The organism is Kribbella speibonae (assembly GCF_004331375.1).
Classification (GTDB): Bacteria; Actinomycetota; Actinomycetes; order Propionibacteriales; family Kribbellaceae; genus Kribbella; species Kribbella sindirgiensis.
Genome location: NZ_SJKC01000007.1, coordinates 250515 through 262386 on the forward strand (window position 1 = coordinate 250515; position 11872 = coordinate 262386).

12 protein-coding genes are annotated in these 11872 nt (G+C 67.7%); 10 read left to right on the plus strand and 2 right to left on the minus strand.

The window, feature by feature from the left end:
• Window positions 1-58 precede the first annotated feature (58 nt).
• Entirely contained in the window at window positions 59-751 is a 693-nt protein-coding gene (locus E0H92_RS37905; protein ID WP_202874026.1) for a hemerythrin domain-containing protein, read from the plus strand.
• Window positions 752-758: 7 nt separating this feature from the next.
• On the opposite strand, the gene E0H92_RS37910 is transcribed toward E0H92_RS37905, so the two are convergent.
• Together E0H92_RS37910 and E0H92_RS44505 are read right to left on the minus strand one after the other, a co-directional pair.
• Window positions 759-1373: a GNAT family N-acetyltransferase gene (locus E0H92_RS37910; protein ID WP_338068893.1), complete on the minus strand. Its 615-nt coding sequence runs from the start codon at window positions 1371-1373 to the stop codon at window positions 759-761.
• On the minus strand, window positions 1351-1494 hold the full coding sequence (locus E0H92_RS44505) for a GPGG-motif small membrane protein (RefSeq protein ID WP_165550222.1): 144 nt from the start codon (window positions 1492-1494) through the stop codon (window positions 1351-1353). The genes E0H92_RS37910 and E0H92_RS44505 overlap by 23 nt, the downstream gene beginning before the upstream one ends.
• Before the next feature lie 242 nt (window positions 1495-1736).
• Between E0H92_RS44505 and E0H92_RS37915 the strand changes: the two genes are divergently transcribed.
• The 9 genes from E0H92_RS37915 (at window position 1737) to E0H92_RS37955 (ending at window position 11870) form a co-directional block, all read left to right on the plus strand.
• Window positions 1737-3080, plus strand: coding sequence for an extracellular solute-binding protein (locus tag E0H92_RS37915; protein WP_131461194.1), 1344 nt, complete (start codon window positions 1737-1739; stop codon window positions 3078-3080).
• Window positions 3081-3092: 12 nt separating this feature from the next.
• Window positions 3093-4082: a carbohydrate ABC transporter permease gene (locus E0H92_RS37920; RefSeq protein WP_238173774.1), complete on the plus strand. Its 990-nt coding sequence runs from the start codon at window positions 3093-3095 to the stop codon at window positions 4080-4082.
• Between the two features lie 26 nt (window positions 4083-4108).
• Window positions 4109-4936, plus strand: coding sequence for a carbohydrate ABC transporter permease (locus tag E0H92_RS37925; RefSeq protein WP_131499694.1), 828 nt, complete (start codon window positions 4109-4111; stop codon window positions 4934-4936).
• A gap of 52 nt (window positions 4937-4988) precedes the next feature.
• Window positions 4989-5675 carry a GAF and ANTAR domain-containing protein gene (locus E0H92_RS37930; RefSeq protein ID WP_420843847.1) on the plus strand — a complete coding sequence of 229 codons (687 nt, stop codon included), beginning with the start codon at window positions 4989-4991 and terminating at the stop codon, window positions 5673-5675.
• A 74-nt stretch (window positions 5676-5749) separates the two neighbouring features.
• The gene (locus E0H92_RS37935; protein WP_131499695.1) at window positions 5750-7063 is read left to right on the plus strand and encodes a SidA/IucD/PvdA family monooxygenase; all 1314 of its coding nucleotides are present in this window, start codon (window positions 5750-5752) and stop codon (window positions 7061-7063) included.
• 48 nt (window positions 7064-7111) lie between these two features.
• Complete coding sequence (locus E0H92_RS37940; protein ID WP_131499696.1) at window positions 7112-8623, plus strand: PqqD family protein; 1512 nt, start codon at window positions 7112-7114, stop codon at window positions 8621-8623.
• Window positions 8624-8625: 2 nt separating this feature from the next.
• Entirely contained in the window at window positions 8626-9093 is a 468-nt protein-coding gene (locus E0H92_RS37945; RefSeq protein ID WP_131461190.1) for a cupin domain-containing protein, read from the plus strand.
• Window positions 9090-10730 (plus strand): class I tRNA ligase family protein, encoded by a 1641-nt coding sequence (locus tag E0H92_RS37950; protein ID WP_131461189.1) that lies wholly within the window; start codon window positions 9090-9092, stop codon window positions 10728-10730. Before E0H92_RS37945 ends, E0H92_RS37950 begins: the two co-directional genes overlap by 4 nt.
• A 6-nt stretch (window positions 10731-10736) precedes the next feature.
• Window positions 10737-11870, plus strand: coding sequence for an NAD(P)/FAD-dependent oxidoreductase (locus E0H92_RS37955; RefSeq protein ID WP_131499697.1), 1134 nt, complete (start codon window positions 10737-10739; stop codon window positions 11868-11870).
• Window positions 11871-11872: the final 2 nt, after the last annotated feature.

The window sequence follows — 11872 nt, forward strand, 5'->3', positions numbered from 1 at the left end:
TATGTCGCGGGTCCGACACTCTTGTCGAGGCCGGTCGAACTCAGGAGAGTAGGGGGACATGAAGGATCGACCAGCTGATATCGACGACATGCGGATCGTGCACTCGGCGCTGCGCCGCGACCTCGAACGCGTTCGGATCGTTGCCTCCGACCCCGAGTTGCTCACCGAAGCGCGCCGGCAGGCGATCGGTGAGCACGTGGTCTGGCTGATGCACACCTTGCACCGGCATCACCACGGCGAGGACGAACACGTCTGGCCGGAGATCCGGCGGCGCGACCCGGCGGCCGGGGCGTTGCTCGACCAGATGGACGCCGACCACCGAAGTATCGCCCAGCCGATGCGGGACGTCGAGGACGCCGGCGACCCGTTCGGCGCGGGCACCATGCCCGCATCCGAACTGCTCGACCGGCTGGCCCGTTTGCAGGCCGTGCTACTCCCCCACCTTGCGCGCGAGGAGCAGGAGATGATGCCGGTCGTCGCGAAACTCCTGTCGTACGACGAGTGGCATGACCTGGGCCATCGCGCGTTCGTCCGGGGCAAACCCCTGATGCACCTGGCGATGGAAGGCCACTGGGTCCTCGACAACGCGACCCCCGAGGACCGCGCCCGCATCATCACCGTCCTCCCCGCCGCACCCCGCTTCGTCCTGCTCCACCTGCTCGGCGGCCCGTACGCCAAGCGCCGCGAATCCCTCTGGTCCAACACGCCAGCCGCCGCCCTCCCACCCCTCCCCCTCGAAGATTCACGCTGACACCTGCTCACCGACGGCGTACGTGGAGGTGTCCTTCGAGGGGGAATCTCGGCGGGGCGGGTGTCAGTGTCTGCTCCCAGGCGAAGCCGCACTTCTGCGCGACTCTGCACGAGGCGACGTTGTCCACCTGATGAATCAGGGCAAGCCGTTCGAGCGCCACGAACGTGTCCCCCGCCCACTGCATGAGTACGTCGAGCGCACGCGGCGCCAGGCCCTGCCCGCGAGCCCACGCCGCGATCCAATAGCCCACCTCGGCCGTCGCCCCGCCGTCGGCGAACTCCTTCAGTACGACGTTGCCGAGCACGCGCTCGTCGTCGACCACGGCGAAACTGAACCGCTGCCCGGCCGCCCACCCCGAGTCCTGTGTCTCCATCCACCGCACACCGTCCGCAGTGCTGTCCACGGAAGCACTCGTGTAGCGCCGCAGATCCGGATCTCGGCAAATCTCGATCAGTTGGTCGATATCCGCCGCACGCCACGGACGAAGACGCAGAGCGGGAGCCGACTCTGTGGCCTCCACCGGCAAAGACACGCTGCTGTACACACCACGAACCCTAAACGTCGCCCCACGCAGTGGCAGCGTGGGGCGACGACGGGCGTCAGGTGAAGAGGCTGACGCCACCTGGGCCGACCAGCAGGCCGAGCACGATCAGTGCGGCGCCCCACATCATCTGGCCACGGAACAGCGACACGATCCCGGAGATGACGAGGATCACGGCGATGATCCACAGAATGAATTCCATGGTCCTTCCCCTTTCCAGAGCCGGGTTTCGGCCCGGCAGGTTGAATCCCCGTGCAGACCTCTTCGGTGCCCGCGCCTTCCCCGGACAAACCTGGTGACTCACAGTAGGGACACGGTCCGGATCCAGTGCCTTCTGCAACTTCTTCATAACCAGCCCCCAGACCATTGTCTGGGAAATCGATTTCTGCAACACTCCCTCGCGTGAGCAGCGTTGCAGGAACTAGGCGTCAAGGGAGCATCGACATGCGTCAACGGAGACTCAGGATCGTCGCAGCAGCAGCCGTGGCCGCGTTGATCGCCCTCGCGGGCTGCAGCTCGAATTCCGGCACCCCGGGCAGCTCCGGGGGCAACGGCGGACCGGCCGAGATCACCTTCTGGCAGTCGCAGTTCGAGCCGTACCAGCAGAAGTGGTTCAAGACGTACGTCGACAAGTTCAACGCGTCGCAGACCGACGTGAAGGTCAAGTACCAGGTCGTCCCCGGGGACACGTGGCAACAGAAGCTCAAGGCCGCGCAGGCCGCCGGCACTCAACCCGATGTCGCGACGACGAACTACGGCGGCATCCCCGCCGGCGTCGCGAACGGCCAGTTCGCCGAGCTCGACGGGATGCTGCCGGACAAGGCGTGGAGCGACATCAAGCAGAACGTCTCCGGCTTCGTCCAGGTCGGCGGCAAGCACTACGCGTACCCGATGCTCGTGGAACCGTCGACCGTCCTGTACTACCGCACCGATCTCGCGAAGGCCGCCGGTCTCGACCCGAACACGCCGCCCAAGACCTGGGACGAGCTGCTCACCTGGGCCGAGAAGCTGACGAAGGGCACCGTCAAGGGGATGTCGATCGCCTCCGTCGCGCCGGACCTCGGCTGGTCCAGCTGGGGCCTGCAGTACAACGCGTGCGGCCACCTGCCGATCAACGACGACTGGTCCGCCGCGAACGCGAAGGACCCCTGCTACACGAAGCTCTTCGAGTTCTACCAGACCCTGTTCCAGAAGGGCTGGATCCCGCAGCAGCCGAAGGTCGGGTACCCCGACGCGACGCCGTACGGTCAGGGTCAGGTCGCGATGATGGCGAACGGCTCGTGGGCGGTCGGCCAGCTCAAGCAGAGCTTCCCAGCGATGATCAAGAACACCGCGGTCGCGCCCTTCCCGTCCGTGGACGGCGATCCGAGCAAGCCGACCGCGACGCTCGGCGGCTGGACGCTGACGGTCGACGCCAAGTCCAAGCACAAGGAAGCGGCGGCGAAGTTCATCGAGTACCTGCTCGCGGGCGACCCGGCGATCATGGCCGACTTCTTCCGGCAGAGCGGCTTCTCGAAGTACACCGTCCGTACGTCGGTCGACCAGGCGCTCGCCAGTGACCCGGCGGCCACCGCCGACCCGTTCATGAAGATCATCAGCGACAAGGTGGTCGCGACCGGCAAGGCCGAGCCGGCGTACCCGTTCGACATCTCGCTGGCCTTTGCGACCGCGATCGAGTCCGTCATGAAGGGCAAGTCCGACATCCCGGCGGCGACGCAGAAGGCGAGCGACGCGATCGACCGCGTCATCAAGCAGCAGCGCCTCAAGGGCACGGCACCGAAGGGCTGACACAGTATGTCCATGATCGACACGCCGGCCCAGCCGATGACCCGGGCCGGTGACCCGACCGGCCCGGGCGGTACGTCGTCGCGCCGGCGCCGGCGTCCCCGGAAGATCACCGAACAGGTACCGCGGCACCTGCGGGCCCATCTCACGGCGTACCTGATGATCACGCCGATGGTCGTCCTGCTCGGCATCTTCGTCATCTGGCCGCTCGTCTACGCGTTCTATCTCAGCTTCTTCGAGATGAGCTTCTACAAGGACGCCGAGTTCGTCGGGTTCGACTTCTACAAGTACGTGCTGACCGACCCGGAGTTCTACGAGTCGCTCTGGGTCGGTCTCAAGTTCGCGCTGATGGTGGTGCCAACGATCCTGGTGCTCGCACTGCTCTTCGCGAGCTTCATCGCGACGCTGTCGAAGCGGATGGCGGCGTTCATGAAGACGACCGTCTACGTGCCGGCGGTCGTCTCGAGCGTCGTCGCGGCGATCATCTTCGTGTTCATCTACCAGGACGAAGGCTTCGCGAACTGGTTCATCGGGCTGTTCGGCCAGGGTCCGCTCGCGTGGCTCAACACGGCGTCGACCGCGCTGCCGGCCGTGGCGATCCCCGCGATCTGGCTCGGCTTCGGCGTGTCGACGCTGATCATGCTCGCCGGCATCCTCGACATCCCGGACAGCTACTTCGAGTCGGCCAGGCTCGACGGCGCGAACTTCTGGCAGCGCACCCGCTACATCACCGTCCCGTCGCTGCGCAACGTCATCCTGTTCCTGCTCGTCTCCGGGCTGACGCTGACGATCCAGGAGTTCCAGCTTCCGCTCGTGATGACGAACGGCGGCCCGGTCAACGCGACGAACACGCCGAACCTCTACATCTTCAACAGCTTCCGCGACGCCACGCCGTACGCGACGAGCTACTCGCTGACCGCGGCGCTGCTGCTGTTCCTCGTCATCGGCACCATCTCGCTCATCATCTTCCGGGTCGTCAGCTCCGAGAAGTCGTCGGACGCCTGAGTCGGCGTCACCGAAAGGACCCATCGATGAACCGCTCGTGGTACGCCCCACGCCGGCTCCTGTCCTACCTGCTGGTCGCCGGGATCGCCGTGACCTCGCTGTTTCCGCTCGCGTGGATGGCGATCTCCGGGTTCAAGGGCCAGAACGAGGTACTGCGCACCCCGTTCCAGTTCTTCCCCGATGTCTGGCGGCTCGACAACTACCGCCTGATCCTCGCGGACCCGGCGTTCGTCCGGGCGATGGTGATCACGTTCATCGGCGCCGTGATCTTCACCGTGGCGAGCCTGGTCGTGAACTCGATGGCGGCGTACGCGTTCGCCCGGCTCGAGTTCGCCGGGAAGCGGCTGTGGTGGCTGGTCTGCATCACGCCGATGTTCGTCCCGGCGATGGCGATCCTGCTGACGTCGTTCGTCGTCGTCAGCAAGCTCGGGATGCTCGACACCCTCGCCGTACTGATCATTCCCGGTGTCGCGGCGAGCGGGCAGATGTTCTTCCTGCGGCAGTTCTATCTGAACATGCCGGCCGCCGTGGAGGAGGCCGCGCTCATCGACGGCGCGACCCGGTGGCAAATCTTCCTGCAGATCTTCGTCCCGCAGTCGCTCGGGCCGTTCGTCGTCGTCGGCATCGCCTCGTTCCTCGGGTACTGGAACTCCTACGTCTGGCCGGTGCTGGTCGTGTCGAACCCCGACCTGACCCAGATCATGCAGTACCTCGCGACGTTCCGCTCGGCGCGCGGTAACGAGTGGGGCCTGCTGATGGCCGGATCGACCCTGGCCGCGCTGCCGACGATCCTGCTCGTGCTCATCTTCCAGCGTTACATCGTCAACGGCGTCCGCCTCGCGGGCATCAAGTGACCCCGACGCCGGGCTGCTGCGTTCCTCGCCCGGCGCAGTGCATGATGGGCAGGTGACGGACCTTGGATCGGCCGCTGACGGCTTCTCGCGGCTCGCTCTGGAGATGCATGACGCGTCGGGCGTGGACGAGACCGTCGAGGCGCTGGTCGAGTTCGCGCTGAAGGCGCTGAACTGCGAGTACGCCGGCGTCGCGCTGCACACCGCAGGCGGGCCCCCGGAGGTGCCCGCCGTCACCGATCCGGCCGTCGCCGAGATCTATCGGTTCCAGCTCGCCGGCGACGAGGGACCGTTGGCGGAGTGCATGCGCGACCGCGCCACGGTCTCGATCCCGGATCTCGTCGAGGAGACCCGCTGGCCGGAGTGGACCAAGAAGGTTCTCGAGCTCGGGGTTCGCAGTGTTCTCGACGTTCCGCTGTGGACCGGGTTCGGCGCCGTCGGCGTCCTGGGTCTCTACAGCCGTCGCCCCGAAGCCTTCGGGGTGGACGAGGAGGCCATCGCTCATATCCTCGCCCGGCACGCGGCGGTGGCCGTCGCGACCGCGCGCCGCGAGGAGAACCTGATGGTCGCCGTCGATGCCCGGAAGCTGGTCGGCCAGGCGATGGGGATCCTGATGGAGCGCTACGACCTGGACAGCGACCGCGCCTTCGAGGTCCTCCGCCGCTACTCCCAGGACACCAACACCAAGCTCCGCGAGGTCGCCCAGCAACTGATCGACAGCCGCCGCCTCCCCCACGTCTGACGGTCGTCTGTATCACCGGTGGGTGCCCGAGGGCTCTCGAAGGGAAGGTGGTGCGACCGGAGGCGAGGGTGTGCATGTCTGAAGACACGGATGTGGTGGAAGTCGAGCTGCTGGCGGTCGGGGCCGGGCCGTCGAATCTCGGGCTGGCGGTGGCACTCGAGGAGTTGGCGCCGGAGGTCGCGGCGAGCACCTTGCTGATCGACCGGAACCCGGCGATCGAGTGGCAGCCGGGCATGTTGATGCCGTGGGCGACGAGCCAGGTGTCGTTCCTCAAGGATCTGGTCACGCAGCGGGACCCGTGCAGCCGGTTCTCGTTCCTGAACCACCTGTTCGAGACGGATCGGCTCGACGAGTTCGTCAACATGAGCACGTTCACGCCGTACCGCGTCGAGTTCGCGGAGTACCTGCGCTGGGTCGCGGACTCGCTCACCCAGGTCCGCATCCGGCTCGGCTGTGAGGCAGCCGCCGTACGGCCGCGACGGGACGACGCCGGGTCGGTGACGGGCTGGGTCACGAGCCTGGCCGACGGTACGACGATCCTCAGCAGGTACCTGGTGTACGGCGGGAGCCGCGAACCGAACATCCCGCCGGAGCTGGCCGGCGTGTCCCGCGACCGGATCATCCACAGCACGCAGTACCGCCACCGGGTGGCCGAACTGGATGGCGAGCTGCCGTACCGGGTGGCCGTGGTGGGCAGTTCGCAGAGTGCCGCCGAGATGTTCCGCGCACTCCGCGACGATCTGCCCGACAGCGACATCAGCTGGCTGATGCGGTCCATCGGGCTGAGCTCGGACCAGTCGAGCAAGTTCACCAACGAGATGTACTACCCGTCGTTCGTCGACGAGTTCTACGACGCCCGGCCGGCGGCCCGCGAGCAGATCCTCCGGGAGCTGTACCGGACCAACTACTCGGTCGTCACTCCCCCGATGCTCGAGCACCTGTACGCCGACCTGTACCTCGACCGCTTCCAGGAGCGCACCGATCGGCGACTCGTCACGATGGTGGACATCACGTCAGCGCATGAGGCCGGCGACGAAGTTGTCCTGGAGCTGACCGATCGGCGGACCGGAGCGGTCACCGAGCTGCGCCGCGATCTGGTGTTCCTCGGCACCGGGTTCGACACCCGGATGCCGCGGCTGGTCCGCGACCTCGCGAACGACCTCGGCCTGGAGCAGGTCGAGGTGTCCCGTCAGTACCGACTGGAGATGGGCAGCGACAGCACCGCGGCGTGCTATCTGCAAGGCGTCAACGAAGAGACGCACGGGATCTCGGACTCGCTGCTCAGTGTGCTGGCGCAGCGGGCCGAGGAGATCTGCCGGGACATCGTCGCGCATCGGGGCCGAATCCCGGTGACGGCTGTATCAGCCGAGGAGCCGGCCGGGCTCTAACGGGTGGGAAGAGCCCATGAGAAAAGGCAGCCCCGCAAGGAGAACCGGATGACGACACTCGAACTGGACCGCCCGGCCGACGGTGTGGCACTGGCCCGGGAACGGACGTTCGCCGGCCTGCGTTCGGCGATGCCGCCCGGACTCATGGCCGAAGCGCTGCGCTGCAGCGGACGGCTTCTGGACGAGCTGCCGCACCGGCAGGAGCTGGAGCGCAACCTCGTCCTGGTGGCGTTCGGCGGCGGCAAGGACAGCGCGTACATGCTGGCCTTCGTCCGGGCGATGCAGCTGATCCTGGACCGGGTCCACGGCCGGACGTTCCGGATGCGGGTGGCGACCAATCGGCACGCGGGGATGCCGCGCGCGGTGCTGGAGAACATCGACCGCGAGTACCAGGCGCTGGGGCTGACCGACGATCCGGACTGCGAGCTGCTGCTCGTGGACGGTGACGAGATCAGCGAGTTCGACGTCGACTCCCCGCAGCGCGACCACGTCGTACGGCGTAATCGGCTCGACATCCTGATGACGGGTCATCGGACGTTCGCCGACGGCCGGCCGACGTTCTGCAACTCCTGCAATCTCAGCGTTTTCAACGCGTTCGGGCTGGCGGCGGCGTACGGCGACGGCGCCGATGTGCTGATCACCGGCGACTCGCCGCAGGAGCAGCGTCAGTACAGCTTCTGGGTCGGGCGGCTCGCGCGGGGTCTGCGGACCGGGCCGCCACGGTCCAGCGGGAACGGGTTCGGGCGGGTGCTCGGCCGGCTCGACGACATCTCGCAGTCGTACTTCGCCGACATCCACGGCGCGAACGACACCGCCGCGATCACCGAGCGCCGGGTCAGCGTCGACGTACCGGATCGGCTGCGGTTCTTCACCGTCTACGGCGAGACCGCCTACGCGGCCGGTGACCATTTCGACCTGCTGACCGGCTTCCTGGGTTTCGAGTTCGATGATCTCGCGTTCAGCTTCACCGAGTCCGACTGCGCGAACCCCGCGCTGATGGCGCATCTACGCGGTCTCAAGGCCGAGCGCCTGTTCCAGCGTTCGTACGACGAGGGTCTGGCCGAGTACGTCGAGTTCGCGCTCGGCCTGATGCGCAAGAAGGACATCCCGGGTGAACTGGTCGAGATCATGCGCGCCCGGTACGACGGTCCGGACGCACCGGTGCGGATGCGGCGGGCCGCCGAGGAGTACGCGCTGACGACGTTCGGGCTCACCGAGGAGCACCTGGTCTGCATGACCTACTCCCCCTTCGCCGGACAAGGCGCCGGGCTCCAGCAGTTCCTGGATCGCGAGTACCCGGCCCTGTCCACGCGGACCAGCGACATCCACAGCCTGCTGGCCGGTGCGGCCGACGATCCCACGCTGGATGCGGAACTGGAGCGGATCAGCGGACTCACACCGAGCCAGTTGCGGGTGCTCTACAGCCGGTCCGTGCAGAGCGCCGGCGGCGGTACGCCGGTCATCGACCTGATCCTGGCGGGCGATCCGCACAAGGCGGTCATCGAGACCCGGCACTCCAAGGACGGTCCGAACACCTTCGAGCAGATTTCGGGACGGTAGTCATGGTCGTACACATCTCCCGGCTGGATCGCGACAACCTGCTGCACGAGTACGGCGTGGACACCCAGCGCCTGCAGCCGTGGCCAGTACTGAATGCGCCGTTCGAGACCAGCTACGCGGTCTGCCGGGCGGGGACGGTGTCCAAGCTGCACACCCACCACGAGCAGGAGATCTTCGTCGCCGTCGCCGGGGAGTGCGAGGTCGAGTGCGGCGGTGAGCGGCAGCCGTTCCGGGCCGGTGACGTCGCGTACTTCACGCCCGGCCAGCTGCACCGGGTGCACAACCTCACCGACGAGGACTTCGTCTTCTGCAGCATCTGGTGGGACCCGGAGATGGCCCACCGGTTCCTCGCCGAGTACGCCGGATCCGACACCGAGACGCTCGCTGCCGAGGCCGCGGCGAACGCCGACGAGAACGCCGAAGCCGCCGAGGCCATCGAGACCGCCGAACGAGTAGGAGCCGTCCAATGACCCAAGTGCTGCCGTCCGACGACGACCGTCCCGTCCTCGTCCTCGGTCCGAACCCGACACCGAACGGCGGCATGCACCTCGGCCACATCGCCGGGCCGTACCTGGCCGGCGATGTCTACGCCCGGTACCAGCGGGCCCGTGGGCGGAACGTCATCTTCACCTCCGAGACCGACGACAGTCAGACGTACGTCGTGGCGTCGGCCGGCCGGGCGGGTATCACGCCCGAGCAGCTGTGCAAGGAGTCGACGGCCAAGATCCAAGGTGCTTTGAGCGCGATCGGCATCTCGATCGACGGGTTCGGCCCGTTCGACCAGACCTACCGCGCCACAGTGCTGCAGTACTTCAGTGCCCTGCACGCCGCCGGTGTGTTCCGGTTGAAGACCGTCCGGTTGCCGTACCTGGAACGGACCGGCGAGTTCATGGTCGAGGGCCTGATCGAGGGCGACTGCCCGGTCTGCCTGACGTCCAGCCGCGGCGGGTTGTGCGAGACGTGCTGCCACCCGAACAACTTCGACCAGCTGCTCAACCCGCATTCGACGATCAACCCGGACGACAAGCTCACGTACCGCGAGGCCACCATCATGGTGCTGCCGCTGGAGGAGTACCGCGAGCGGCTGACGACGTACCACGAGAAGCTCAAGGAGCACCGCAGGCCGCATGTCCGGCAGATGATCGCCGAGCTGCTGTCCCGGCCGCTGCAGGACGTGCCGATCACGTTCCCGCTGACCTGGGGTATCGACGCCCAGTTCCCGGAGGTCCCGGGGCAGGTGCTGAACGCGTGGCTCGAACTGATCCCGGCCGGCATGTTCACCACGTCGTACGCCGCCGCGAAGCTCGGCCGCGACACCGTCCCGGGTGAGTTGTGGCGTAAGGCCGAGGACCTGCGGATCGTGCACTTCCTCGGCTTCGACAACGCGTACTACTTCTGTCTGCCGCACATCGCGATGCTGATGGCGCACGGCGACAAGTACGTCTGGCCGGAGTCGATCATCAACAACGAGTTCTACGAGCTGGAGAGCTCGAAGTTCTCGACCAGCAAGGGACATGTCCTGACCCCCGAGGAGCTGCTCGAGGAGGTACCGCGCGACATCGCCCGGCTGTACCTGGCGCTCACCGCACCGGAGTACCAGCGGTCCACCTTCAGCCGGGCGGGTCTCGACACGATGGCCGCGGACCGGCTGGTCGGCCCGTGGAACCAGCTGGCCGGCATCCTCGCCAAGGCGATGGCGAACGCCGGCGCCGACAGCAGCCGGCTCCCGGTCTCGGACGCGGGTCGTCAGCGGGTGGCGCTGATGCTCGAGCGGTTCGACCTCGGGTACGAGATGCCGACGTTCAACCTGAACCGTTCGGCGGACACCGTGCTGATCCAGATCGACCGGTTGCGGCGGCAGGCGACGACCCTCGACAGCCAAGGTCTCGACGAGCAGCCCGAGGCCTGGGGAGACCTGTTCTGCGAGGTGAAGGCGCTGCTCGCGCTGGCCTCTCCCCTCCTCATCGACCTCGCCGCCGCGGCTCGCGAAGCCGGCGTCTTCGACGACTCACCGGAGAGCGGGACCCTGGTCGCGGGAGCTTTCGACGTCGCCGAGGTCACCCCGTTCGCGCCTCCCTTGCTGGCGGCCGACGTGGCCGCCGGGTGATCCCAGATGCGCATCACCGTGGTCGGTGGTGGCGTGGTCGGCCTGCTCACCGCCGTCGAATGTGTCCGCGCGCCCGGCGTCAGCCGGGTGGACCTCGTCGACGCCGGCCCGATTCCATCGCCTACCGCCACCTCCAACGACCGGCTGCGGGTGGTCCGCGCCCTCCATCGCGGCGAGCCCGCGTTGACGGCGGCGGCAGCCCAGGCGCATGCCGGCTGGTTGGAGGTCGAGAGCGTGGTCGGCTCGCGCTTCTACCACCCGGCCGGGGCGCTCACTGCCATGCCCGAACAGAACGTGGCAGCCGAGCTCGCCGTCCTCACCACGGCCGGTGCGAGAGCCTGGGGATTGTCGCCGGCCGATCTCACCGGACGGTATCCGTGGATCCGGTTCCCGCCCGGATCCGGAGCCGTCCTGGAGGCCACGGCCGGGGTCGTCCTGGCCGATCACGCCTTGGTCGCGGTGGCGCGCTGGCTGGGAAACCGGCCGCAGGTCCAGCTGCACCCGCACCAGCGGGTCGTTGAGGTGACCCAGCATGACGCCGGTGGGGTCATCCGGTTCGCAGACGGCACGACCCGTACCGCCGACCGAGTGATCGTGGCGACCGGGCCGTGGTCCCGCGAGCTGGTGCCCGCGGCCGTCGCCGCCGATCTGACGCTGTATCGGCAGAGCGTGCTGTCTTACCGGCCTCAGTCGGCCGGGATGCCCGCGGTCCTCGGGCTCGGTCCGGCAGGCGATGCGTGGTTGATGCCCGCGCCGGCCCATTCGGACGCATCGCTGCGGCTCAGCGCGGCCAGCGCGTGCCGGCCGGCGGCGGCCATGACCGATCGCGCCACTCCCGAGCGCTGGCGCGAACATCTCATCGGCGTGTTCACCGACGTACTCCCAGGGTTCGATCCGGCGGCGGTGGTCGACTGTTTCGACGGGTTCTACCTGTCCGAGCGGACCCGCGGCGGGCCGCTGCTGGCGTCGTACGGCGCGGGCGCGGTCTGGGCGTACGCCGCGTGCGGCGGAATGTCGTTCAAGTTCGCACCGCAGATCGCCCGCGCGATCGCCGATCGCGCCGTCGGCTCGACCCCGCGCCCCACCGGACTGGACGCGGTCGACCGGCCGCGCTTCCTCGCCGCGGCCGGTAAGGAGTAGAA

Coding starts and splice junctions, on each gene's coding strand:
- E0H92_RS44505 (WP_165550222.1), bottom strand. CDS start 1,494: ATGGAATTCATTCTGTGGATCATCGCCGTGATCCTCGTCATCTCCGGG.
- E0H92_RS37915 (WP_131461194.1), top strand. CDS start 1,737: ATGCGTCAACGGAGACTCAGGATCGTCGCAGCAGCAGCCGTGGCCGCG.
- E0H92_RS37905 (WP_202874026.1), top strand. CDS start 59: ATGAAGGATCGACCAGCTGATATCGACGACATGCGGATCGTGCACTCG.
- E0H92_RS37940 (WP_131499696.1), top strand. CDS start 7,112: ATGACGACACTCGAACTGGACCGCCCGGCCGACGGTGTGGCACTGGCC.
- E0H92_RS37945 (WP_131461190.1), top strand. CDS start 8,626: ATGGTCGTACACATCTCCCGGCTGGATCGCGACAACCTGCTGCACGAG.
- E0H92_RS37920 (WP_238173774.1), top strand. CDS start 3,093: ATGATCGACACGCCGGCCCAGCCGATGACCCGGGCCGGTGACCCGACC.
- E0H92_RS37950 (WP_131461189.1), top strand. CDS start 9,090: ATGACCCAAGTGCTGCCGTCCGACGACGACCGTCCCGTCCTCGTCCTC.
- E0H92_RS37925 (WP_131499694.1), top strand. CDS start 4,109: ATGAACCGCTCGTGGTACGCCCCACGCCGGCTCCTGTCCTACCTGCTG.
- E0H92_RS37935 (WP_131499695.1), top strand. CDS start 5,750: ATGTCTGAAGACACGGATGTGGTGGAAGTCGAGCTGCTGGCGGTCGGG.
- E0H92_RS37955 (WP_131499697.1), top strand. CDS start 10,737: ATGCGCATCACCGTGGTCGGTGGTGGCGTGGTCGGCCTGCTCACCGCC.